Genomic DNA, 23,181 nt, shown 5'->3' on the forward strand with positions numbered 1-23,181 from the left:
GGGTTGTCCCCACCCGGACAGGTGCCGGGGGTGGCGCCGCTTCAGGCCTGGGCGGTGCCGCCCGCGGGAAGCCGCACCGCGAACTCGGTCCTGCCCGGCCGGGAGACCAGCTCCACCGTGCCGCCATGGGCCATCACGATGGATTCCACGATTGACAGCCCCAGGCCCGAAGAACCCTCCGAACCGGAACCTCCCTGGCCGGAACGGGCAGCGTCTGCGCGGGTAAAGCGGGAGAAGATGCTGCCCTGGAACTCCGCAGGGATACCCGGGCCGTCGTCGGTCACCGTCACCACCACGCTCCCGTCGGCGGAGCGCATTACGCCCGCGGTAACCTTGGTGCCGGCCGGGGTGTGTTTCCGGGCGTTGGAGAGCAGGTTGGCCAGGACCTGGTGCAACTGGGTGGTGTCGCCGCGCACCACCACGGGTTCGTCGGGCAACTGCAGCTGCCAGGTATGATCCGGCGCCATGACTTTTTCATCGCTGATGGTCTCGACCACGAGCTGGGTCAGGTCCACGTCTGCGGTTTCGGTGTCCTTGCCCTCGTCCAGCCGGGCCAGCAGCAGCAGGTCCTCCACCAGCGCGGTCATCCGCTCGGACTGGCTTTGCACCCGGCCCAGCGACTTCCGGCCATCGTCCGTCAGGGTTTCGGTCATGCGCATCAGCTCGGTGTAGCCGCGGATGGCCGTCAGTGGTGTTCGAAGTTCGTGCGAGGCATCGGCCACGAACTGGCGCACCTTCATCTCGCTGCGCTGCCGGGCTTCAAGGGCGCTGGAGACGTTGTCCAGCATGAGGTTCAGGGCATGGCCCACGCTGCCTACTTCGGTGGTGGGATGCGCTGCGGAAGGCGGCACACGCACGGCAAGGGCCACCTCGCCGGCGTCGAGGGGCAGTTTGGAGACTTTGGTGGCCACGTCTGAGAGCTGTTCCAGCGGCCGCATGGTCCGGCGGATCAGGGCCGTCCCGGCCAGTCCTATCAGGAGAAGGCCGCCGAGCGACACCAGGACCATCGTGAGCACAAGTGAAGCCTCGGTGCTCTGCTTCATTGCCAGCGGCAGGCCGGTGATCACCACATCCCCGTATGGGGTCTCGGTTGCCATCAGGCGGTAATCGCCATTGGACAGCTCGCGGTCCACGGGCACGCCGTCGTGGGGGAGTGCCTGCAAGGTGGCAACGTCCCGGTTTGTCAGGGCTATGCGGGTGGCGTCAGAGGAAAGATAACCGGCTTCCCGGCTGACTTGTCCGCCCACCACCCTTGCATTGAGCGTCCCCACGCTTTGTCCGCGCGCGTCCAGGGGATCGGGGCGGCCGGAGGGATTGCCTTCCGGCGGCCGGCCCCGGGATGCCAGCTTCAGTTGCGCGTCCAGCTGGTTGGTGAGGACCACATCCATGGAGGCATAGCTGACCACGCCGATCGCACTGGAAATCGCCACCAGGAGGGCCATGGAGAGCAGGATCAGCCGGGTACGGAGGTGCCAGGTGGAAGGGTTGAACCAGGACCGGCCGGCGGGCCGGGGAACACCGGAGAGCGAGGACATGCTGTTCCTTGGCTAGTCTGAGGGCTTGATGACGTAGCCCGCTCCGCGCACTGTGTGGATCATCGGCGGGTGGTTGGCTTCGATCTTCTTGCGGAGGTACGAGATGTACAGTTCCACGATGTTCGCCTGGCCGCCGAAGTCGTAATCCCATACGTGGTCAAGGATCTGGGCCTTGCTCACCACGCGCTTGGGGTTCTCCATCAGGTAGCGCAGGAGTTCGAACTGCGTGGCCGTCAGCTGGATCTCCTCGCCGGCACGGGTCACTTCGCGTGTGTCCACGTTGAGCACCAGGTCGCCCACTACCAGCTCGGCGGTATCCATGGCAGCAACGCCGGAGCGCTGAACCAGGCGGTGCAGGCGCAGCAGGACTTCCTCCATGCTGAAGGGCTTGGTGACGTAGTCATCCCCGCCGGCGGCCAGCCCGACGATGCGGTCCTGGACGTCGTCCTTGGCGGTCAGGAAGAGCGCAGGCACCTCGGGCGCAAAGGCGCGGATCCTGCCCAGCAGTTCCACGCCGTCGAACCCTGGCAGCATGACATCGAGCACCAGCACGTCCGGGTGGAAGTCCTTGGCCAGTTTCACGGCAGCCGGGCCGTCCGCGGCCACGGCAACAGACCATCCGGCCATGCGCAGGCCCATGCTCATGAGTTCCGACAGGCTCGGCTCGTCATCCACCACAAGGGCTCGGATGGGGGAACCGTCAGGGTGAGTGAGCTGGGGAAGGTTGTTGGTCATGGGGTGCGGGGATGCCATGGGACAACTCTCCGATCTGTCGGTTTGCCGATGCTTTGCCGTTGCTGTGTTCAGGCTGTGAGCTCCAGCCTAGCCACCTGTGGTTCGGGTAAGCGCTGCCTCACGGCCGTGGTGCCCTTAAAGGTCACAGGCCGCCTAGGTCTGCCGCACAGCCCCTGCACAGCAAACCGTCAGAGCCTGTTGGGACAACAGCATCACCACCAGCAGTTTCAACTTCTTGGAGAAAGCCATGGACCAGCAGGACAACAACGCCGTCCCCGGGGCAGCAGGGCAGAATGCACAGCCGCAGCGTGCCACTGAAGGACGGGAACAACCGCCCGCCGCGGTCTGGGGCGGGACACCCAACGCAGGGGGGCCCGAGGGCCAGTCCGCCCAGGAGCGGACCATCCCCTTGGGCGGTACACCGTCTGCAGGCACGCCGTCCCCAGCCTCCCAGTCCGCAGGCTGGGGTGCTACGCCGCCAAACGGCCAGGGTCACAGTGCGGGCGCAGGATGGGGCGTACCACAGCAGAACGCAGCCAAAGCCTCGGGGCGGCCCGGGAAAGGCAACTGGACCGCCAGGAAAAGCCTGCTGGTGGGCGGTGTGGCGGTGGTGGTTGCCGCAGCTGCCGGCGCCGGCGCAGGCGCATATGCGGCAGGCAACGGTACCGCGGGCGCTTCGGCGAATGGCCAGCGCACGGGAGCCGGCGGCCAGTTCGGCCGCGGAGGCCAGAATGGTACGTCGGGCCAGGGCGGCATGATGGGGCAAGGCGGCCAGGCCGGTGTGGACGGGGGTGGAATGACCGGCCGTGACGGTGGCATGGACGGCGGCCCGGGAGGGCTGGGCATGGGAGGCGCAGGCCTGAACGCCGCTGTGCATTCTGAATACGTGGTCCTCCAGGGCTCCAACTACGTGACCATGGCGGGCCAGACGGGCACGGTCACGGAGGTCTCGGCCACGTCAATCACCGTCAAGAGCGAAGATGGTTTTTCCCGTACCTATGCGGTCGGCACGGACGTGCAGGTAACCCAGGGGATGCGGCAGCGTGGCGGAAGCTCCACCGGCAGCACACTCAGCATGTCCGACGTAACCACCGGGGCGACGGTCCGCATAACAGCACTCAAAAGTGCGGACACCTACACAGTCCAAACCGTTCAGCTCACAACGTCCACCACGGGCACCGCGCCCAGTTCGGGGACAAGCAGCAACTGACTCCTGCGGGCAGGGAGATGGCAGCACCTCCTGCCTCCGGCACAATCCTGATGCGAAAAATCAGCCGGAGGCAGGACGCCGGCTGGACACGCCCCTTCTCCATCCGGACGATTCCACGTCAAACGGTTGAATTTCGGGTACGTTCGAAAAAAAGACAAACGCCCGAATTTTATTCTGAAATTACCAGCCAAATAAGGCCTCAGGCGGGATGTAGACCCAAAAAAATTCCCGCCGCCGAAATAGTGACATGCAGCACAAATCTCCGATTTGTCTCACGATGCGGACGATTCGGTCCATTGTTACTTGCAAGTTGGCATTGTTACGCTGCACACTTCCAATGTGAACAAGAACTCAACAGCTCCTGCAGCCGCAGAATATTGGCCCAGCACATCCGCTGCTGCCGACATGCGCTGTTGTCGAATGCACGCCTGACCTTCCCACCCCCTGAAGTTCTTAGGCATTCGCCCTCCAGCCCAGCGTCGGGCGCCCCTCCCCGGTCCGCCTGACGGGGAAGCCAGCATTCGAGCCGCGAAGACGGCCATTTCACATTGAGGTAAGCATTCCATGTCAGTTGCATCCGGATACGTCCACATCTCTGTCCGTAACGCCGCCAAAGCAGGCCAGTCCTCCGGCCTTCGTCCCGGCTTCGGGCCCCGGCCGGCGCTCGCCCCCTCCACCCCCGGAAGCAACTTCCCTGCCCAGGGTTTTGCCCCGCAGGGGTACAACCCGAACTCTTACGGCCAACTCCGCGCCGTGCATCCTGCCGAGTCCGCACCCGTCACCGCACCCACTCCTGTCGTGGCCGGGTCAAACCCGGTCCGCCCGGTTGCGAACGACAACGTGGCCCGTGGATTCGTCCTCTACATGGGTATCGATGAAGAGACGGCAGCAGCAGCCGGGACCTCCATCGCAAAGCTCGCCCAGGAAATCCGGGCCTACGCCCAATCGCTGGTCTCCGGGGCCGAGAGCTACGCAGCAGTGGCCGTAGCCCCTGCAGGCACCCCGGGTTCCGCGCTCGACGTCGTCCGTTCCACCTTTGGTGACCCCACCGTCAACCGCCAGCGCGCTGAAGCACCCCGCCCTGCCCAGTCGCAGGAGCCGCGCCCGTCCGGCGTTCTCATTGACCTGGCCCGCCGCGAAGTACACCTTGACGGCGAATCCCTGAACCTCACCTTCAAGGAGTTCGAGCTCCTTAACTACCTCGTCGAAAACGGCACCCGCACCGTGGGCCGCGATGAACTCCTCGAGGGGCTGTGGCGCAATGCCGAAGAAGTGCCCAACGAACGCACCATCGACGTCCACATCCGCCGCCTCCGCTCCAAGCTGGGCCGCCTCGCCAACACCGTCCGCACGGTCCGTGGCCAGGGTTACCGGTTCTACGAGCACCCGGAAGTTGTTGTCTGGGCCGCTCCGGAGTACTCGATCTAACTCTTTTTCGCGCGAAGGCGACCTGCTCCGGTGGAACGGGTCGCTTTCGCTTTCGCGGCACAATCCCTCTGCGCCTGCGCTCGTTCCTCACGCAACAACGGCGCTGTCGGGATGTGCCGCTACGCTCAAGCGACCGGCGACAACGTGACCGTCACTTCCGGCGCGTTCGAGGGCTCTCCGGGCACTGTGCCTCCGCGACTGCTTGGTCCTTGCGCCGCTGTGGGCAGTGCTTGGCGTGACGCTTCTTCGGTTCTCCCTTCCTGTCCTTGCTGCTTTTGCTCGGGCTAGGCTTGGGCCATGAGTTCGCACCATGTTCGACGCCTTGTGATCATGCGCCACGCGAAGGCTGACTGGCCGGGCGGGGTGGCCGACCATGAGCGGCCGCTGGAGGAACGTGGGCACCGGGAGGCGCCGCTGGCCGGCCGCTGGCTGCTCAAGCACAATATCGTCCCGGACTTCATCCTGTGCTCAAGCGCGCTGCGCACCCGCCAGACCTGCACCTGGGTGTGCTCGGAGCTTGGCGACAAGGCCCCCACGCCCAAGCTCGAGGATGGCCTGTATGCGGCCTCGGCCCTGCGGATGCTCACCGTGGTGAACCATGTGCCGGACACGGTGACCACGCTGATGCTGATCGCGCATCTCCCCGGCGTGCAGGACCTGGCCATGCACCTCGCCTCCCGCGACTCCGACCACGATGCCTACATGGACGCGGCCACCCGCTTTCCCACCAACGCCCTGACGGTCCTGGAAACGGAGAAGCCCTGGGCCGAACTTGATGGGCAGGACGCCCGGATTACGCGGTTTGCGGTTCCCCGTTCGCGCTGACGGCGATGCTGCGCAGCAGGGCTGACACGTGCCTGATGCCCGGACTGGACGTCATGGTCCTGCGGTGGACGAGCCCCACCTGCCGCGCTTGCACCGGATTGACCACCGGAATGGCGACGACCTCCGGCGGCAGTGCAGGCCTTCCCAGGCGGGGGACGAGCGCAACCGCCACTCCCTGCTCCACAAAAGCGATATGCGTCGCGAAATCGGGATCGTAGACCCGGATGTCAGGCACCCGCCCCAGGTCGGCGAAAATCCGCAGCAGGGCCTCGTTGCAGATGGCTCCGGCAGGGGTGCTGATCCAGCGTTCATCGACCAACTCCGCGGGTTCGACGTAAGGGCGGCCTGCCAGGGCGTGGCTGCGGTGCACCAGGAGGTCCGCCACGTCCTCGCACAGCCATTCCAGGGTGAGGTGCTCCGGGATGACCAATGGGACGGAATTCCAGTTATGGACCAGCCCCAAGTCGGCGTCCCCGTTGGCTACCCGGGCCACGGCTTCACGCGGGTCCTCCGCCAGCACCGAGATATCCAGCGCCGACTGCCCAAGCCGCGCCAGCAGCGGACCCACCAGGCCTCGGCAGGCAGTTGAGAATGATGTCAGGCGGAGGCTGCCACTGGGTTTCGCCGGGTCCACCAGCAGTGTGGACTCCAACTCCTCCAGTTCGGCAAGTATCCGCCTGCCATACGCTGCGAGGGCCAGTCCGCGCTCGGTGAGCAGGACCCCGCGGCCCCGCCGTTCCAGCACTGCGAAGCCGGCTTCCTTCTCCAGTCTCTTCACCTGCTGGGAAACGGCGGAAGGACTGTACCCCATGGCGTCCGCGGCTGCGATGACGGTGCCGTACTGTTCGATGGCGGCCAGGGCCCGGAGCGAACCGATGTCGATCATGAAGCAAACCTACATGTTCTGGCATTGAAATGTGCGCTGGTGCTTCATGCCAGACGCTGCCAAAGTGGGAACCGTGAACCTGCGCGACTCCCTCCTTGCCATCCTCGTCGCACTGCTGTGGGGCCTGAACTTCGTGGCCATCGACATCGGCCTCCATGCCGGCGGGCAGGACTTTCCCCCGCTCCTGTTCGTGGCCGTGCGGTTCGTCCTGGTGGTTGTTCCCTGGATCTTCTTCGTCAGGAAGCCGAACGTCAGCTGGAAGGCCATTGCCGGCGTCGGACTCTTCATGAGCGCCGGCCAGTTCGGCTTTCTGTACCTGGCCATGGCGCTCGGCATGCCCGCGGGCCTTGCCTCGCTGGTGCTGCAGGCGCAGGTACTGCTGACCGTCCTGCTGGCCGCTGGTTTCCTGGGTGAGCGGCCCAGCAGGCGGCAACTGGCCGGCGTTGGGCTGGGCGTGGCCGGACTCGGCCTCGTGGCGGTGGGACGAAGTGCAGTGGCGCCGCTGCTGCCGCTGGTCATTGTCCTGGGCGCGGCGCTGTCCTGGGCTGCCGGCAACGTCATTGCCCGGAAAGCCAAAGCCGCTTCAGGGCTGGGCCTGGTGGTCTGGTCCGGCGCCGTGGTGCCACTTCCGCTGGCGGCGCTGTCCGTGCTGGTTGACGGTCCCGGCACCGTCTGGCATTCGCTGTCAACGCTTCAGGCGCCCACCCTGCTCAGCGCACTCTACACGGCCGTCTTCGCCTCGCTGGTGGGCTACGGAATCTGGAACCGGCTCCTTGCAAGCCACCCGTCGTCGGCGGTTGTCCCGTTTACCCTTCTGGTCCCCGTGGTGGGCATGAGTGCCGCGTGGCTGGTTCTGGCCGAGGTGCCGTCGCCGACGGAACTGGCAGGCGGAGTGCTCCTGCTGGGCGGGGTGGCGACGGCGGTGCTCAGCCGGGCAGGCAGGCGCGGTCAGCGGCGGGAGTTGGAGCCGCTGCCGGACCTGGGTGCCGGTTTGGCCGGCGGCACCGTGGACGACGCCGGGCGCTTGGCTGCGGAGGACGTCCCGCGGGCAGGGGTGCGGGAGGCCGACCCCCGCTGAACGGCAGGTCCCTGGGTGGCGGCTGCCTGGCCGCCCGCTCGGGATGCGGCAGCCCGGGGCGTGGCAGTCTGGGCGGCAGTGGCCCGGGGGCTGCGTGCCGTCGTGCCGGGGCGCTGCGTTGCCGGGCGCTGTGCTGGGCCCCGCTGTGCTGGGCCCCGCTGTGCCGCGCCGCGCTGTGCCGCGGGGCGTGGTGCTGGCGCTGGACGCCTCCTGCCCGGCCACAGCGCGCCCAGGAAGAGGACTCCGAACGTGGCCACCAGCGCGCCGGCAGCGCCGATGAAGTAGTTGTCGGGGTCGCGGGTGGGCAGCGGGGTCCCCAGGAAGGAGGACTGCCCGTCGAACGCCAACTCCCACGTGCTGAGGAACGCCAGGGAGAAACCCAGCGCCAGGGCGGTCCCGGCCCCTGTGGCCAGCAGGGCAAGGCGCCGCCGACGGACCAGGACCTCCGCAAGCGCGGCAAGGTAGGCCAGCGCCAGGACAGCCACGAACGCGAGAAACACCGGTTCGGCGAGGGTCATCGCCGTGAGCACCAGCAACACTGCGGCCACGACACCGCAGATGACCGCGAACTTACCGCTCTTCCCCGTATGCCGCATGTGCTCCATCATCCCCGAGGAGCAGGCTCCCTGAGCACGTAGCCGCGCATGATGGCCATGATTGCTGCAACACTTTGGTCACGGGTGCGCTCGGGGTTGTACGTCTGGCGGTCCAGGCCCACCACGAAGCAGGCCCCGAAGATGGCCGTTTCCAGGCTGCCCCGGGACACCGAATCATCTACGGGGTAGGCCGCGGCCACCTTCTCCACTGCCTGGCCGATCACCTCCAGGAGCTCCGACCGCAGGACGGAGAACGTGCCCTGCCACTCGCTCGGGATTCGCCAGTTCTCGCTGACCCAAAGACGGGCAAATGACGGGTACTCGGCCATGAAATCCATGGCCTGCCCGATCATCGCTTCCATGGCGAGCAGTGGATCGCGGCCGGTTCCACCGCTGTCGGCGGCTTCGAGCAGCCGGGCCTTGAGGATGTCCACGCCATGGCGCAGGAGCTGGGCTATGAGCTCCGACTTGCTGCCGAAGTTGTAGTAGACCGTGCCCTTGGAAACCCCGGCGGCCGCCGCGATCTCATCCACGGTGACGCCCGCGGCGCCGCGCTCGCCGATCAGCTCCATGGAGGCATCGAAGAGTTTCTGGCGGGTGGCGTTGGTCCGGGCGGGCCGGAGCCCTTTGCCCGCGGCCGCCGGTTCGGTGGTCATACTGCAATCTCCGGTTTCAGTGTCTTGAGCGTCCAGTACTTGTTCTTGCGCACGGCCAGCGTGGACATCGCAGCCCCCAGCAGGGTGTAGCCCAGCAGGCCCACCAGGGTGGGGACAATCATGGACAGGTCCCCGCCATAAATGAGGTGCCGCATGCCGGTCACAACATAGCCCATGGGCAGCACCTGGTGGACCACGTGGAGCGGCTGCGGCGTGGTCTGCCACGGGAAGGTGCCACCGGATGACACCAGCTGCAGGACCAGGAGGATCAGCACCACCAGCTTGCCCGGCGAGCCCAGCAGAGCCACCACGCCCTGGATGAGCGCACTGAACGCCATGGCCGCCGCCAGCATGAACAGATACATCAGGACCGGGTGGGCGGGGTTGAGGCCCAGCGCCACGTCCACCACCACTGTCAGGAGGGATGCCTGCACCACCGAGACCAGAAGGAAGGGCAGCCAGCCGCCAAGGGCGACCTTCCACGACGGTGCATTCGAGGCCAGCGCCCGCTGCGTAATGGGACGCATTGCCTGGACCAGCATGAAGATGCCGATCCACATGGCCAGGGTGAGGAAGAACGGTGCGAGCCCTGCGCCGTAGGAGCCGGCCTTGGCCTGCGACACGTTGCTGACGGCCACGGGATCGGCCATCACCTGGGACAGGTTGCTCTTCTGAGCGTCGTCGGGATTGGGGACCTGGCCGGCGCCCTTCCCGATCTCGTCTGCCAGTGTGCGGGAGCCTGTGGCGGCCTGGCCGGCACCGTCGGCAACCTGCGCGGCCCCGGCATCGACCTTCCGGGCTCCGTCCGCAAGGCCGGCGGACCCGTCGACGGCGGATTGCTCACCGGCCGCCAGCGCGGCGGCGCCCGTGTGGAGCTGGTCTGCTCCTGCCGAGGCCTGTGCGATGGCGTCCTTCAGCGCCGGCATGCCGGCTGCCAGCTGGGCCGCGCCCACACTGACCGCTTCGGAACCGTCGGCCAGCTGCTGGACCTGTTCGGCGTCTGTCTGGATTTTGGCCTTGGCGGCTGCCACGGGGCTGGACGCTGCGGCGGAATCAAAGTCTGCGAGGACTTTGTTTGCCTGATCCTGGGTCAGGACACCTGAGGCGACAAGCCTGCTGTTCGACTCAACCACCCGTGAACGGAGGCCCTGGTCCGCGGCCGCGAGCTGGGTGGCCACGTCCTGCACCTTGGCGTTCAGCTGGGCATTCCCGGCAGCCACCTGGGCCGCGCCGGAGGCGAGCGTCTGGGCATCGGAGGGCAGCGTGGCGGTCTTGTCCTTCAGCGTGGACAATCCCTTGCTGAGCTGCCCTGCGCCGTCGGTCAGCTGGTTGGCCCCGTCCCGCAGCTTCAACTGGCCCGCGTACAACTGGTCCGCCCCGCTGCTCAAGGCTGAGGTCCCTTCATGAAGGGTGACTGTTCCGTCCCTGAGCGTGGCCACGCCGTCGGCCAGCTGCGAGGCGCCGTCTGCGGCCTGGATCATCTTGGAATGGATGGTGCCGAAGCCCGTAAGCAACTGGTTGGCCGTCTCCTCACCCACCTCCTTGGCCACAGTGGAGTGGACGGCGGTGGTCAGCTTGTCCACGATGGTGCTCAGGAGATAGTTGTTGGCATCGTTCGTGGTGACGTTCAGCATCGCCTGGCTGGCGGAGTCGAAGCTGCCGGGGGACACCAGGTTGGCCGAAAAGTCCTTCGGAATCTTCAGCGCAAATGCGTACTGGCCACTGCTGACACCGGCATCCGCCTCAGTGGAGCTGGCCACGGGAATCCAGTGGAAGACGTTCCCTTCCACCAGGCTGTCGGCCACCTTTGCTCCGGCATCGAGCTTCGTCCCGTCGGCAGCGGTTGCGCCGGAGTCCTCCACCACCAGGGCGGCATCGAGGTTGTTGAGATGTCCGTACGGATCCCAGTTCGCGTAGAGGTACACCGCGCCGTAGAGGAGCGGGACCATGGTCAGCGCCAGGATGGTCAGTTTGGGCAGCAGCCCACCCGTCATGCGCTTCAGTTCGGAGCGGGCCAGCCGCAGGACAGTCACTTGGCAACCTCGGTTTCGAGTGTGGTTTCGTTTTCCGGTTCTGGCGTGGCCCCTGCAGCGTATTTGCCGGGGGACGCCTTCGTAGCAGGTTCGGGGAGGGCATTGCCGATCGCGGCCGACGGTCCGTCCCACGAGGCGGGGACGGCACTGACCGCCGCCACGACGGCGAGCGGCCGTCCGGCGTCGTACGCCAACTCCTGGAGGCGTGGCAGCCAGGTGGCCTCATCCGCGCTGTGGCGGTCCGGGGAGTCCACCACCAGCAGGTCCGTGCGCGGATTGGCCAGGGCAAGGGCCGTCAGCAGCTCGAGCCGCCGCCGGGGGTCCAGCTGCTCTGTCCACAGGTCCGCGATGTCCTCAAAGCGGTTGACTTTGAGCCATGGGCCGCTGAGCAGCGCCCCCCGGTACCGGCGCGGGATCAGGGCCAGGTCCTCGGTTACCAGGTCGCGGACGCTGAGGTGTTCCTCGGGTTCATTGACGCCGGGGGAGTCCACCAGGGCTGCGGCGAGGCGGAGCTGTTTGGTCCGGGAGCTTCCGTCCCAGCCCAGCTGGCCGTCCGTGGCCTTCATCCTCCCGCTGAGCAGGAGGGACAGGGCCGTCCGCTGGTCCTGGCGGTCGCCGGTGACGAGCAGCAGCCCGCCGCGGGCAGCCGTCAGTGACGTGGGTGGAAGCAGCGGGTCCCGGCGTCCTTTGGCGTGGAGCTGGTGTGCTGAGAGCAAAGCTTGCCTTTCGCAGAAGAGGTCTGCATCAAGGCTAACCAAACTGACCGGTCAGTTCAAATAAGGGTCAGAGTCCGTACTTTTCCAGGAGCCGGAGCCACACTTCGCTGATGGTGGGGTAGGAGGGGACCGCATGCCAGAGGCGCTCCATCGGCACCTCGCCCACCACGGCGATGGTGGCTGCGTGCAGCAGTTCCGCCACGTCGGGGCCGGCAAATGTCGCGCCCAGCAGCACTTTCCGGTCCTCGTCGACCACCAGCTGCGCCCACCCTTCGTAGTTCTCGGAGTGCAGCGAGGAGCCGGCCACCTGGATGGGCAGTTCCACTGAAGATGCGTTGTACCCGTCTTTCCGGGCGGCCTGGAGGGTACGTCCCACGCTGGCCAGCTCGGGGTCGGTGAAGACGACGCTTGGCACGGCGTGCTGGTTGGCGGTCTGGGCGTAGCGCGACCAGTCGCTGGGGGAGCCCTTGAGGTCACCCTTCGCCCGGGCTGCGATGGCATCGCCGGTGGCGCGGGCCTCGTACTTGCCCTGGTGGGTGAAAAGGTTCTTCCCGGCGGCGTCGCCTACTGCGTAGAGCCAGGGTTCATCGCCGGGCGTTTCCCTGACAAGGCCGGAGGCATCCGTTGACAGGGTCAGATGCCCGGATTCGCCGGGCTCGATGCCCACGCTTTCCAAGCCCAGGCCTTCCAGCGCCGGATGCCTGCCGGTGGAGACCAGGACGTTCTCCGAGGTGACAGTGGCCCCGCCGCCCAGGCTGACGGTGAGAGTGCCGTCGTCGTTCCGGCTGATCCGCTCCGTAGCGGTATGCAGCCGCAGTTCCACTCCATCTGCACGCAGCCCTGCCGCCACCAGGGCCGATGCTTCCTCAGGGAAGTTGCCCAGCAATCCGCTGCGCGCTACAAGCGTGACACTGGAGCCCAGGCGCGCGAAGGCCTGGGCCAGTTCGGCTCCGGCTACGCCGCCGCCCAATACGGTCAGCCGCTCCGGGACCTCGCTTGCCGACGTCGCCTCGCGCGTTCCCCAGACCTGCACATCCTCCAGGCCCTCGATGGGCGGCGTGGTGGGGGTCGAACCGGTGGCAAGCACCACGGCATGCCGGGCGCGCAGCAGATGCTGCGTTCCGTCCAGGCCTGCCACTTCCACGGTCTTGGGCCCGGTCAGCCAGCCGTGCCCGCGCACCAGTGCGATGCCGGTGTCCTCCACCCACGAGACCTGGCTGTCGTCCTGCCAGTTCGAGGTGAAGTAATTCCTCCGCTCCAGCACAGCTGCTGCATCCAGGGTGCGGGTTACAGCCTCCTTTGCGCCAGGCGTGGTCTGTGCCCCGTGCAGTGCGGTGCCCGGGCGGAGGAGTGCCTTTGACGGCATGCAGGCCCAGTAGGAGCATTCGCCGCCCACCAGTTCCGCTTCCACAAGGACGGCTGTCAGTCCACCTTGGACAACGCGGTCCGCCACGTTTTCCCCAACGGCGCCCGCGCCGATTACAACAACATCAAACTCGCGCCCAGCGGCCTCTGGCATCATGTGCAAAGCCTAACCGCGACTGCACAAAAAAGGTCCGCACCGGCGAACCGGTGCGGACCTTGCTGGTGCGCCCAAAGGGATTCGAACCCCTGACCTTCTGTTCCGTAGACAGACGCTCTATCCAGCTGAGCTATGGGCGCATTTCGTGTCCCGGGAGAAGAACCGCTCTCCCTGAACCTCGAATTACTTTACGCGAGCCCGGCCCTGATGCCAAATCGAACTCCCTGTAATATCCGCTACTAGACCGGTCTAGGTGACCTTTATCACTTAATTCGCGTTTTCGCGGCAACAATTCCTTGATTTTCCGCGGAATTCACTTTCGGTGACCGCAGATGTCAGTCAAGCCCCCCAAAAACTGGACCGGTCCGGACCATAGCATTTAGCTCACACCGATGAACCCGAGGAAGGGAACTGCAATGGGCGATCTGGCGCAGAAGCCGCTGCTTGAGAAAGCACCCACCACACATGCCGGGTTGCTGGCATGGGTCGAAGAGGTTGCTGAGCTTACGCAGCCGGACCGCATCTACTGGGTTGACGGGTCCGAAGAGGAAAACACCCGTCTCACCGACGAGCTTGTTGCTGCCGGCACCCTGACCAGGCTCAACCAGGACCTGTTCCCGAATTCCTTCGCCGCGTTCTCGGATCCCGCAGACGTTGCCCGCGTTGAGGAACAGACCTTCATTTGCTCCGAGAACAAGCGCGACGCCGGCTTCACCAACAACTGGATGGACCCGGCGGAGATGAAGGACAAGCTCCGCGGCCTTTTCGCGGGCTCCATGCGCGGCCGCACCATGTACGTCATCCCGTTCGTCATGGGCCACCTCGACGCCGAGGACCCCAAGTTCGGTGTCGAGATCACGGACAGCGCCTACGTTGTGGCCTCCATGCGCATCATGGCCCGCATCGGCACCGATGTCCTGGACCGCATCACCGAAACCAACGCCTTCTTCGTTCCGGCGCTGCACTCCGTAGGTGCTCCGCTGGAGCCGGGCCAGGATGACGTGCCGTGGCCGTGCAACCCGGACAAGTGGATTGTCCACTTCCCGGAGGAGCGCTCCATCTGGTCCTTCGGCTCGGGGTACGGCGGCAACGCGCTGCTGGGCAAGAAGTGCTACGCCCTGCGCATTGCCTCGGTGATGGCCCGCGACGAAGGCTGGCTGGCCGAGCACATGCTCATCCTCAAGCTGACCTCCCCCGAGCAGAAGACCTACTACGTGGCAGCGGCCTTCCCCTCTGCCTGCGGCAAGACCAACCTCGCCCTGCTGGACCCCACCATCAAGGGCTGGAAGGTTGAGACCCTGGGTGACGACATCACCTGGATGCGGTTCGGCAAGGAAGGCGAGCTGCGGGCGGTGAACCCCGAGGCGGGCCTCTTCGGCGTTGCCCCCGGCACTGGCTGGGGCACCAACCCCAACGCCATGCGCGCCATCGCCAAGGGCAACAGCATCTTCACCAACGTGGCGCTGACCGACGACGGCGGTGTCTGGTGGGAGGGCATGACGGACGAGGTGCCCGCGCACCTGACCGACTGGCAGGGCAACTCCTGGACCTCCGGTTCGGACAAGCCCGCGGCGCACCCGAACTCCCGCTTCTGCACCCCGATCGACCAGATCGACATGCTGGCCGAGGAGTACCACAGCCCCGACGGCGTGGAACTTTCCGCCATCCTGTTCGGTGGGCGCCGCAAGACCACCATCCCGCTGGTCACCGAGGCCCGCAGCTGGTCCAACGGCATCTTCATGGGCTCCACCCTGTCCTCGGAAACCACCGCCGCCGCTGCCGGCGCGGTGGGCGTGGTCCGCCGCGACCCGATGGCCATGCTGCCCTTCATCGGCTACGACGCAGGCGACTACCTGAACCACTGGGTCAACCTCTCCGCCAAGGCCAACCCGGAGCGCCTGCCCAAGATCTTCCTGGTCAACTGGTTCCGCCGGAACGCCGAGGGCGGCTTCGCCTGGCCCGGTTTCGGCGACAATGCCCGCGTCCTCAAGTGGGCCATCGAACGGCTTGAAGGCAAGGCGGACGCCGTCGAAACCCCGATCGGTTTCGTGCCCACCGGCGACGCCGTCGACCTCGACGGCCTGGATATGACCGCCGCCCAGGTGGAGGAAGCCGTCAAGGTTGATCCCACGGAGTGGGCCGCTGAACTGGCCTCCATCGAGGAATGGTTCGCCAACTTCGGCGAGTCCCTGCCCCAGGCGCTGCAGTCGGAGCTGGCTGGCCTGAAGGGCCGCCTCTCCTAAGCGTCCGCCGCCTGAAGCACGACGACGGCCCCGCACCTTTCGCGAAAGGTGCGGGGCCGTCGTCGTTCAGATGAACATTGACCTTGGGCCCACGCCGCCGAGGGGCCCCAATCGAGCTTGCGAGATTGGGGAGGCGGTGGGGATCAGCTGGCGAGCCAGATGTCCGGGCCGAAGACCTCGTAGTGGATCCGGGTGGCGGGGATGCCCGCGTTGATGGCTTCGTTGCGGATGTTCTTCATGAACGGCAGCGGGCCGCAGAGGTACAGGGAGGCGTCAGCCGGGAGGTCGACTTCGCGCAGCGTCATGAATCCCTGCTTGGCGCCGTCCACCGGTTTCTCCAGCCAGAGCTGCAGTTCGGCGCCGTCCAGGCGTTCGACGTCGTCCGTCATCTGGCTGCGGAGGGCCCAGCTGTCCAGGGTGCTTTCGGCGTGAAGCACCAGGACCTGGCGGTCGGAGCCCGACTCGGCGAGGGAGCGGAGGATGGAGGCGGTGGGGGTGCAGCCGATGCCGGCAGAGGCCAGGACCACGGGGCCGTCGCCTTCCTTGAGGGTGATCTCGCCGTAGGGGTTGGAAATTTCGACGACGTCGCCCACCTGGACAGTGTTGTGCAGCACGGGGGAGACCTCGCCGCCGTCGTCCAGCTTGGTGGTGAAGGTGCGGCTGGTGCCCGCGTCCCCGGAAAGGGAGTACTGGCGGACCTGGCGCAGGCCGTCAGCGACCGGCACCTTCACGCTGATGTACTGGCCGGGAAGGGCCGCGGTGACGGGAGTGTCGTCCGCGGGCTCGAGGGTGAAGGTCATGGACCCGGTTCCTGCGGGGGTCTTGGCGGCCACGCGCCACGGCGTCCACATCCTGTCATTTGCCTGCGCTGCGTAGAGGCCCTTCTCCAGCTTGATCAGGGCGTCTGCCATCAGCCAGTACACCTCGGTCCAGGCTTCTGCGATCTCGGGGGTGATGACCTCCGCCAGGTCTTCGGCGATTGCTCCGAACAGGTGCTCGTAGACCACCTGGTACTGCGGCTCGGTGATGCCCAGGGAGGCGTGCCGGTGTGCGATGCGGGAAAGGACCGTCTCCGGCAGGGTGCCCGGGTTGTTGACCAGGTGGGTGGCGAAGGCCGCGATGCTCCCGGCGAGGGCCTGCTGCTGGTTCCCGGAGCGCTGGTTGGAGCGGCTGAACAGGCCATCCATCAGTTCGGGGTGCGCCGCGAAAAGGCGGGCGTAGAAGTTCGGGGTGATGGATCCGATCCGGGAGCCGACCAGCGGCAGGGTGGCCTCGATGACGGGGCGGGACTTGTCCGAGAGCATCTGTACTCCTGAGGTTATGGCCGGGGCCTTCGTCCGGCCGGAGGAAAACTCGTATTTCAAATACAAGTATTTCTGCCTCAGTTCTACACCTTGTAGAAGTTTGAAATCAAACCGGGAGCAGGCACCCGGATTCCGGGCTAAATCCCCGGCCGGAGGCCGATCATCTGGAAGACCGGCGCCATCTGCCGGGCCTGGGGAAGTTCCCCGATCACCACCGAATCCAGCTCGGCGTAAAAAGCCTCGCGGGCGCGGGCCAGAGCGCCGCGCAGCCTGCACTCGTTGATGAGGGGGCAGTTTCCGGCGGGAGACACACAGTCGGCGGGATCGGTGCGGCTGTCGAGCTGGCGGAGGATCTGACCTACCGTTGCGATACGTCCTGCATGGCTGAGCCGGGAGCCGCCGGAGCGGCCGCGGACCACCTCAATCAGGCCCATGCTCCGCAGCTTGGCCATGGCCTTGCTGACGTGGTTGTACGGTGTCCCCACGGAGTCTGCGATGCTCTGCGTGGTAAGCAGGGTGCCGTCCGGAACGGCTGCGAGCACCATGAGGGCGCGCAGGCTGACGTCGGCAAAGGCATTGATCTTCATGGCAGCAGGTCCGGTCTAGTCCACCCAGATGGCGGGCTCGCTGGCATCGGCCCCCAGCTCGCCGAATTCCCAGGACTGGGTGGTGGCATTGGCCGAATAGGGGAGCACCGCGGCGAAAAGGGAACCGTCGCGGTGTTCCGCTGCCACATGGATAGCGTCCGAGTCATCCTCCACCAGCAGGATGTCGCACACTACGGCGGCTGCCCGGAAATCGTCCCGGTTCTGGCGGAGGAGGGCCTGCAGGTCGCTGATCATGGCGTCGGCGTCGAAGTCCCCGTCGCTGCCCTCGCCGGCATCCGCCGGGGAGACGGCAACCAGCCGCACCTCGCCGTCGTTCTGCACGGTCAGTGCGAAGGGCAGGAAGCCGCCGTTGCGCTGGAGCTGCTCCTGGGCCGCGCTGACGCCCGTGCCCAGGAGGTTTTCCAGGTCAGTTGCCGTGGCTTCGGAGACGGAATCGCGCCAGCTGTCCTGCCCGCCGTTTCCGTCCGCTGCCTGACCGGTATGTCCAGCCATCCGGTGCTAGGCCCGCACCAGGGACAGGACGCGGTCGCGGACGCGTTCCATCGTTGCCCGGTCCGTGGCCTCGGCGTTGAGCCGCAGGAACGGCTCGGTGTTGGACGGGCGAAGGTTGAACCAGTAGCTGCCGTCGTTGGCCGTGAACGTGCTGCCGTCCAGGGTGTCGATGGTGAGGTCCTCGTCCGCGAAGGCCTGGCGGACGCGCTCGACCGCTGCCGGCTTGTCCTCCACCTCGGAGTTGATTTCACCGGAGCTGACGTACGGCTCGTATTCGCGGGCCAGTTCGGAGAGGGGGCCTTCCTGTTCGCCCAGCGCTGCCAGGACATGCATGGCCGCCAGCATGCCGGTGTCCGCGTTCCAGAAGTCGCGGAAGTAGAAGTGCGCGGAGTGCTCGCCGCCGAACACCGCGCCTTCCTTGGCCATGACTGCCTTGATGAAGGAGTGGCCGACACGCGTGCGGACGGCGCGTCCGCCGTCGTGCTCCACCAACTCCGCCACGGCGCGGGAGGTGAGCAGGTTGTGGATGATCGTTGGCGTCTCTTCACCCTGGGCCTTGGCCCGGGCGATTTCGCGGCGGGCCACCATTCCGGTGATGGCCGACGGCGATACGGGCTCGCCCTTTTCATCGATCACGAAGCAGCGGTCGGCGTCGCCGTCGAAGGCAAGGCCGATGTCCGCGCCGTGTTCGATGACGGCTGCCTGCAGGTCTCGCAGGTTTTCCGGCTCCAGCGGGTTGGCGGGGTGGTTGGGGAAGGACCCGTCCAGTTCGAAGTACAGCGGAACGATGTCGAAGGGCAGCTTGGGCAGCAGGGTGTCACCCAGTACTGCCGGGGTGGTCAGGCCTGCCATGCCGTTCCCTGCGTCCACCACCACCTTCAGCGGGCGGGAGGCGGAAAGGTCAACAAGCTTGCGAAGGTACTCGGAGTAGTCCTTGAGCACGTCCCGGACGCTGATCAGGCCCCGGGTGCCTGCCGCGGGGATGGAACCGGCGTTAAGGTACTGCTCCGCGAGGGCCTGGATCTCCTTGAGCCCGGTTTCGGAGGAGATGGGGACGGCGCCTGCCTTCGCCATCTTGATGCCGTTGTACTCGGCGGGGTTGTGGCTGGCGGTGAAGGTGGCTCCGGCGCGGTTGAGGAATCCGCAGGCAAAGTACAGCTCGTCGGTGGAGATCAGGTCCAGCAGCTCCACACTTGCCCCCCGTGCTGCCGCCCCGTTGGCGAACGCTTTGGAGAACTCGGGGGAGGAGGGACGCATGTCGCCGCCCACCACGATGGTCTGGCCTTCGAGCTGCAGGACATCCACGAACGCGGCCCCCACGGCTTCGACGATTTCGGCGGTGATCGACTCGCCCACAATCCCACGGACGTCGTAGGCCTTGAAGGATGCCGAGAGATCAAATGTCGTTGTCTGTTCGCTAGTCACGGGCTTTATCTTACGTGTGCGGCGCATGTGGCCAAGGGGGCTTTATGGGAACTTGCGCAACAGCGCGGCTTTGTGTCCCTTGTTGGGGCTGTTTCCACATAGCAGCCCCGCCCTGTCCGGGCTGTCGGAGGGTGCTGGGATACTGAATCAATGGCCAATAACCAGTACGCTTCCACAGTTTCCACCGCAGATGCAGGCGCCGGAGGTCCGGATACGCCGGGCACCGCCACCCACGCCGAGGCCCTGGACGTCCTGCGCGGCCTGGTGGGGAACCCAGGCGCCGTGTTCCATGATGGGCAGTTTGAAGCCATCGAGGCGCTGGTCGACGGCGGCCGGCGGGCTTTGGTGGTCCAGCGAACCGGCTGGGGCAAGTCTGCCGTGTACTTTGTGGCTTCCCTGCTGCTGCGGCGCCGGGGAGCGGGCCCCACGCTGATCGTTTCGCCCCTCCTTGCTTTGATGCGGGACCAGGTGGCCGCAGCCGCGCGCGCAGGGGTACGCGCGGTCGCCATCAACTCAGCCAACCAGCTGGAATGGGACACGGTCCGTGAGCAGTTGGCAACCGATGAGGTTGACGTCCTCCTGGTCTCCCCGGAGCGGTTGACCAATCCGGCGTTCCGGGAAACCCAGCTGCCCGAACTCCTGCGGCGTACCGGGCTGCTGGTCATTGACGAGGCCCACTGTATCTCGGACTGGGGCCATGACTTCCGTCCCGATTACCGCCGCATCGCAGACCTCATCACCCGTTTGCCGGACTCGGTACCGGTTCTGGCCACCACCGCCACCGCCAACTCGCGGGTAGTGCACGATATCGAGGAACAGCTCGGCGCCGGGGTCCTGACCATCCGTGGTTCCCTTGGCCGTGACTCGCTGCGGCTGGGAGTCCTGTCGCTGCCCGATTCCAAGGCGCGCCTGGGCTGGCTGCTGACGCACCTGGCAGATCTCCCCGGCAGCGGCATCATTTACACCCTGACCGTTTCCGCGGCGGAGGACACCGCCCGGCTGCTGTCCGAAGCGGGACACAATGTGCTTGCCTACACGGGGCGGACCGACCCGGCGGACCGGGAGCGGGCAGAACAGCTGTTGAAGGACAACCAGGTCAAGGCGCTGGTGGCCACGTCGGCGCTCGGCATGGGCTTCGACAAGCCCGATCTTGGCTTCGTGGTCCACCTGGGGGCACCGTCCTCCCCGGTGGCGTACTACCAGCAGGTGGGCCGTGCCGGCCGTGGCGCTGCCAACGCGGACGTCCTGCTGCTGCCCGGGTCCGAAGACCGCGACATCTGGCAGTATTTCGCCACCGCGTCCATGCCTTCAGAGGAGAAGGCAGCGGCCGTGCTGACGGCATTGGCCGACGCCGGAACGGCGTTGTCCACGGTGGCGCTGGAAGCGAGGGTTGATCTTCGCCGCACGCCGCTCGAGCTGCTGTTGAAGGTTTTGTCAGTGGACGGCGCCGTGGAACGGGTTGGCGGCGGATGGCGGTCCACCGGCCAGCCGTGGGTGTACGACGCGGAGCGCTACAGCCGTATCGCCGAAGCCCGGGTGGATGAACAGGACTCGATGGTGATCTACCAGGACACGGCAGGCTGCCGGATGGAGTACATCACCTCGGTGCTGGATGATGAGACAGCCCGTCCCTGCGGGCGGTGCGACAACTGTGCGGGACGATGGTTCCCGGTGGATGTGGCAGCCAGCGCCACGGAAGCGGCCGGGCAGACGCTGAGCCGGGCGGGCGGCGTCCTGGAACCGCGGCTTCAGTGGCCCAGCGGCATGGACCGCCTGGGGGTGCCGGTGAAGGGGAAACTCAAGCCGGGCGAAGGCGTCTCGGAGGGCCGTGTCCTCGCCCGCCTCACGGACCTTGGCTGGGGCGGAGCCCTGCGGGAGCTGTTTGCCGCCGGTGCGGAGGACCGGCCGGTGGACCCTGGAATGCTGCAGGCCTGTGTGCAGGTCCTGCGTGAATGGGGCTCCGGAGACAACCGGAATCCGGGGTGGAGCGGGGCGGGCAGGCCGGCCGCCATTGTGAACATCCCCTCCCGCAGCAAGCCTCTGCTGGTCGGGTCACTCGCCAGGGGGATTTCCGAGATCGGACGCATCCCCTACCTCGGCGAGCTGCAGTTGGCCCACGGCGGCCCCACAGGAAGCCGCGGCGGTAACAGCGCGTACCGGCTGGCCGGCGTCTGGGACCGGCTGCTGGTGGGCCCGGAGCTCGAAGCCGCGCTCCAGCCGGTTCAGGGCCAGAGCGTGATGCTGATCGATGACCTGACGGACAGCAGGTGGACGGTTACCGTCGCGGGGCGGGCCCTTCGGCAGGCCGGGGCGGGTGCGGTGCTTCCCCTGGTTCTGGCTCAGGCGGGCTGACGCCGGGCTTGGCTGGTTGATCCTGCCGGTGACCGCGCTGGCTCACTGCCGCCCCCGCGTGCCGGGGGAGCAGCAGGCTGTCTGCCGTGCTGGCGAGCATCAGGACAGCCATTGCCAGGAAGGCGCCGCGGAAGGGCCGGGCCGGGTCGTGGATCACCGCGTCCTGCGCGCCGAAGATCCGGATCAGCAATGCTGCGATGGCGATGCCCGAGCCCGTGCCGAGCTGCACCATCGTGGCGGAAACAGTGTTGGCGGACGTGAGCTGCGCCGGTGGGATGTCCGAGTACTGAACCGAGGCGTAGGCCGAAAAGCCGATGGAGCGGAACGCGCCGCTGCACACCAGCAGCACGAACATCAGGGCTTCCGGGGTCTCCGGCGTCAGGAGCGCGAACAGGGCGAAGGTGGTGGCTGACGCCAGCGAGGCGAACACCAGCACCGCCTTGAAGCCGAACTTCCTGATCAAGGGGGTGGTGGCCGGCTTGATACCGATGTTGCCTACGAACACCGCCGCCACCATGGCGCCGGCCTGCAGGGGGGACCACCCGAATCCCGTCTGGAACATCAGCGGCAGCAGGAACGGCACCGAACTGATGGTAACCCGGTACACGAATCCGCCGGTGGCCATGGCCCGGAACGTCCGTGTGCGGAAGACCTGCAGGTTGAACAGGGGATGGGGAGCGCGGCGCATCCAGGCCACCGCACCTATCAGGGCCGCAACCCCTGCCGCGGCACTGATTCCGGCCCAGGGCAGCTCCGGGTGGCTGCTGGCCAGTTCCAGCCCTGCTACGAGCGCGCCCACCCCGACGGTGGTCAGCACCATCCCGGGCCAATCAAGGCGCCGCCGGGGATCGCCGGCCGCAACCGGAACCAGGCGCAGGGCGGCAGTGAACGCTGCTGCGCCGAGGGGAATGTTGACCAGGAAGATCCAGTGCCATGACAGGTAGGTGGTGAGCGCCCCGCCCACCAGCGGCGCAAGGACAGGCGCCAGGAGTCCGGGCCACACCAGGAAAGCGGTGGCCCGCAACAGATCGGACTTCGGAGTGCCGCGCAGGACCACCAGGGTTCCCACCGGAACCATCATGGCCCCGCCGGCGCCCTGGGCGATCCGGCTCAGGGTAAGGGCGGCCAGATCCTGGCTGAGGGCACAGGCAAGGGAGGCCAGGGTGAATACTGCGATCGCTGAGCAGAAGATGCGCCGGGCACCGAACCGTTCCGCCAGCCAGCCACTGATGGGAATTCCCACGGCCACCGTCAGCAGGTAGGCCGTCATTGTGATGTTGACGTCAGCGGCAGGGATGGCGAAGTCGGCCGCAATGCTGGGAATGGCCGTGGTCAGGACCGTACCGTCCAGGAACTCCATGAAGAAGGTGGCCGCCACCAGCAGCGCCAGCCGCGGGTTCCAGCCCGAACGGGTGCTGTCCGGTTGGTCTGGGTGGGTGCGTGCCGCCATGCGCTAATCCTGCCACTGCGGCACCGGTGGCGCCCGCCGCGTCCGTTGGTCGGACAGCGCGTTCCACAAGTCTCCGGGAACGCAAAA

At 66.7% G+C, this 23,181-nt stretch carries 18 protein-coding genes and 1 tRNA gene; 6 read left to right on the plus strand and 13 right to left on the minus strand.

The window, feature by feature from the left end; genetic code table 11:
* Positions 1-41 precede the first annotated feature (41 nt).
* A complete protein-coding gene (locus AB0313_RS12815; RefSeq protein ID WP_141943756.1) occupies positions 42-1,535 on the minus strand; it encodes a HAMP domain-containing sensor histidine kinase in 1,494 nt (497 codons plus the stop codon).
* Positions 1,536-1,547: 12 nt separating this feature from the next.
* The gene (locus AB0313_RS12820; RefSeq protein ID WP_141943754.1) at positions 1,548-2,288 is read right to left on the minus strand and encodes a response regulator transcription factor; all 741 of its coding nucleotides are present in this window, start codon (positions 2,286-2,288) and stop codon (positions 1,548-1,550) included.
* Positions 2,289-2,517: 229 nt separating this feature from the next.
* Here AB0313_RS12820 and AB0313_RS12825 point away from each other — a divergent pair, with 229 nt between their 5' ends.
* The 3 genes from AB0313_RS12825 (at position 2,518) to AB0313_RS12835 (ending at position 5,733) form a co-directional block, all read left to right on the plus strand.
* Positions 2,518-3,480, plus strand: a complete 963-nt coding sequence (locus tag AB0313_RS12825; RefSeq protein WP_366305921.1) for a hypothetical protein — start codon at positions 2,518-2,520, stop codon at positions 3,478-3,480.
* A gap of 564 nt (positions 3,481-4,044) precedes the next feature.
* The gene (locus AB0313_RS12830; protein ID WP_141943750.1) at positions 4,045-4,908 is read left to right on the plus strand and encodes a winged helix-turn-helix domain-containing protein; all 864 of its coding nucleotides are present in this window, start codon (positions 4,045-4,047) and stop codon (positions 4,906-4,908) included.
* A 297-nt stretch (positions 4,909-5,205) separates the two neighbouring features.
* Positions 5,206-5,733 (plus strand): histidine phosphatase family protein, encoded by a 528-nt coding sequence (locus tag AB0313_RS12835; protein ID WP_307309447.1) that lies wholly within the window; start codon positions 5,206-5,208, stop codon positions 5,731-5,733.
* Here the strand turns inward: AB0313_RS12835 and AB0313_RS12840 are convergent.
* A complete protein-coding gene (locus tag AB0313_RS12840) occupies positions 5,702-6,619 on the minus strand; it encodes a LysR family transcriptional regulator (protein WP_366305924.1) in 918 nt (305 codons plus the stop codon). The genes AB0313_RS12835 and AB0313_RS12840 overlap by 32 nt on opposite strands.
* A gap of 73 nt (positions 6,620-6,692) precedes the next feature.
* Between AB0313_RS12840 and AB0313_RS12845 the strand changes: the two genes are divergently transcribed.
* A complete protein-coding gene (locus AB0313_RS12845) occupies positions 6,693-7,697 on the plus strand; it encodes an EamA family transporter (RefSeq protein WP_366305985.1) in 1,005 nt (334 codons plus the stop codon).
* A 604-nt stretch (positions 7,698-8,301) separates the two neighbouring features.
* On the opposite strand, the gene AB0313_RS12850 is transcribed toward AB0313_RS12845, so the two are convergent.
* The 5 genes from AB0313_RS12850 to AB0313_RS12870 all read right to left on the minus strand — a co-directional run bounded on the left by AB0313_RS12850 (position 8,302) and on the right by AB0313_RS12870 (position 13,360).
* On the minus strand, positions 8,302-8,949 hold the full coding sequence (locus AB0313_RS12850; protein ID WP_141943742.1) for a TetR/AcrR family transcriptional regulator: 648 nt from the start codon (positions 8,947-8,949) through the stop codon (positions 8,302-8,304).
* The gene (locus AB0313_RS12855; protein ID WP_366305926.1) at positions 8,946-10,982 is read right to left on the minus strand and encodes a YhgE/Pip domain-containing protein; all 2,037 of its coding nucleotides are present in this window, start codon (positions 10,980-10,982) and stop codon (positions 8,946-8,948) included. The genes AB0313_RS12850 and AB0313_RS12855 overlap by 4 nt, the downstream gene beginning before the upstream one ends.
* Entirely contained in the window at positions 10,979-11,698 is a 720-nt protein-coding gene (locus AB0313_RS12860; protein ID WP_366305928.1) for an ABC transporter ATP-binding protein, read from the minus strand. The genes AB0313_RS12855 and AB0313_RS12860 overlap by 4 nt, the downstream gene beginning before the upstream one ends.
* A gap of 67 nt (positions 11,699-11,765) precedes the next feature.
* A complete protein-coding gene (locus tag AB0313_RS12865) occupies positions 11,766-13,220 on the minus strand; it encodes an NAD(P)/FAD-dependent oxidoreductase (RefSeq protein WP_307309434.1) in 1,455 nt (484 codons plus the stop codon).
* 63 nt (positions 13,221-13,283) lie between these two features.
* Positions 13,284-13,360, minus strand: a tRNA-Arg gene (locus tag AB0313_RS12870).
* Between the two features lie 276 nt (positions 13,361-13,636).
* Here AB0313_RS12870 and AB0313_RS12875 point away from each other — a divergent pair.
* Positions 13,637-15,463 (plus strand): phosphoenolpyruvate carboxykinase (GTP), encoded by a 1,827-nt coding sequence (locus AB0313_RS12875; RefSeq protein WP_366305930.1) that lies wholly within the window; start codon positions 13,637-13,639, stop codon positions 15,461-15,463.
* Between the two features lie 143 nt (positions 15,464-15,606).
* On the opposite strand, the gene AB0313_RS12880 is transcribed toward AB0313_RS12875, so the two are convergent.
* From AB0313_RS12880 to AB0313_RS12895, 4 genes are all read right to left on the minus strand, one after another.
* Positions 15,607-16,767: a globin domain-containing protein gene (locus tag AB0313_RS12880; RefSeq protein ID WP_366305932.1), complete on the minus strand. Its 1,161-nt coding sequence runs from the start codon at positions 16,765-16,767 to the stop codon at positions 15,607-15,609.
* Positions 16,768-16,904: 137 nt separating this feature from the next.
* A complete protein-coding gene (locus AB0313_RS12885) occupies positions 16,905-17,354 on the minus strand; it encodes an Rrf2 family transcriptional regulator (protein WP_141943731.1) in 450 nt (149 codons plus the stop codon).
* 15 nt (positions 17,355-17,369) lie between these two features.
* On the minus strand, positions 17,370-17,867 hold the full coding sequence (locus AB0313_RS12890) for a hypothetical protein (RefSeq protein WP_366305934.1): 498 nt from the start codon (positions 17,865-17,867) through the stop codon (positions 17,370-17,372).
* Between the two features lie 6 nt (positions 17,868-17,873).
* Positions 17,874-19,292 carry a phosphomannomutase/phosphoglucomutase gene (locus tag AB0313_RS12895; protein WP_141943727.1) on the minus strand — a complete coding sequence of 473 codons (1,419 nt, stop codon included), beginning with the start codon at positions 19,290-19,292 and terminating at the stop codon, positions 17,874-17,876.
* Positions 19,293-19,442: 150 nt separating this feature from the next.
* On the opposite strand from AB0313_RS12895, the gene AB0313_RS12900 reads away from it, so the two are divergent.
* Positions 19,443-21,644, plus strand: a complete 2,202-nt coding sequence (locus AB0313_RS12900) for a RecQ family ATP-dependent DNA helicase (protein ID WP_366305936.1) — start codon at positions 19,443-19,445, stop codon at positions 21,642-21,644.
* Here the strand turns inward: AB0313_RS12900 and AB0313_RS12905 are convergent.
* Complete coding sequence (locus tag AB0313_RS12905) at positions 21,568-23,094, minus strand: MFS transporter (RefSeq protein ID WP_366305938.1); 1,527 nt, start codon at positions 23,092-23,094, stop codon at positions 21,568-21,570. The two genes, AB0313_RS12900 and AB0313_RS12905, sit on opposite strands and share 77 nt — an antisense overlap.
* Between the last annotated feature and the right edge of the window lie 87 nt (positions 23,095-23,181).

Source organism: Pseudarthrobacter sp. NPDC080039, from assembly GCF_040702335.1.
Taxonomy (GTDB): domain Bacteria; phylum Actinomycetota; class Actinomycetes; order Actinomycetales; family Micrococcaceae; genus Arthrobacter; species Arthrobacter enclensis_A.

Bases quoted from the DNA above. Each gene is read 5' to 3' on its own strand.
- AB0313_RS12875 (WP_366305930.1), top strand. From the start codon at position 13,637: ATGGGCGATCTGGCGCAGAAGCCGCTGCTTGAGAAAGCACCCACCACA.
- AB0313_RS12905 (WP_366305938.1), bottom strand. From the start codon at position 23,094: ATGGCGGCACGCACCCACCCAGACCAACCGGACAGCACCCGTTCGGGC.
- AB0313_RS12900 (WP_366305936.1), top strand. From the start codon at position 19,443: ATGGCCAATAACCAGTACGCTTCCACAGTTTCCACCGCAGATGCAGGC.
- AB0313_RS12815 (WP_141943756.1), bottom strand. From the start codon at position 1,535: ATGTCCTCGCTCTCCGGTGTTCCCCGGCCCGCCGGCCGGTCCTGGTTC.
- AB0313_RS12885 (WP_141943731.1), bottom strand. From the start codon at position 17,354: ATGAAGATCAATGCCTTTGCCGACGTCAGCCTGCGCGCCCTCATGGTG.
- AB0313_RS12850 (WP_141943742.1), bottom strand. From the start codon at position 8,949: ATGACCACCGAACCGGCGGCCGCGGGCAAAGGGCTCCGGCCCGCCCGG.
- AB0313_RS12890 (WP_366305934.1), bottom strand. From the start codon at position 17,867: ATGGCTGGACATACCGGTCAGGCAGCGGACGGAAACGGCGGGCAGGAC.
- AB0313_RS12835 (WP_307309447.1), top strand. From the start codon at position 5,206: ATGAGTTCGCACCATGTTCGACGCCTTGTGATCATGCGCCACGCGAAG.
- AB0313_RS12820 (WP_141943754.1), bottom strand. From the start codon at position 2,288: ATGGCATCCCCGCACCCCATGACCAACAACCTTCCCCAGCTCACTCAC.
- AB0313_RS12830 (WP_141943750.1), top strand. From the start codon at position 4,045: ATGTCAGTTGCATCCGGATACGTCCACATCTCTGTCCGTAACGCCGCC.
- AB0313_RS12865 (WP_307309434.1), bottom strand. From the start codon at position 13,220: ATGATGCCAGAGGCCGCTGGGCGCGAGTTTGATGTTGTTGTAATCGGC.
- AB0313_RS12825 (WP_366305921.1), top strand. From the start codon at position 2,518: ATGGACCAGCAGGACAACAACGCCGTCCCCGGGGCAGCAGGGCAGAAT.
- AB0313_RS12840 (WP_366305924.1), bottom strand. From the start codon at position 6,619: ATGATCGACATCGGTTCGCTCCGGGCCCTGGCCGCCATCGAACAGTAC.
- AB0313_RS12880 (WP_366305932.1), bottom strand. From the start codon at position 16,767: ATGCTCTCGGACAAGTCCCGCCCCGTCATCGAGGCCACCCTGCCGCTG.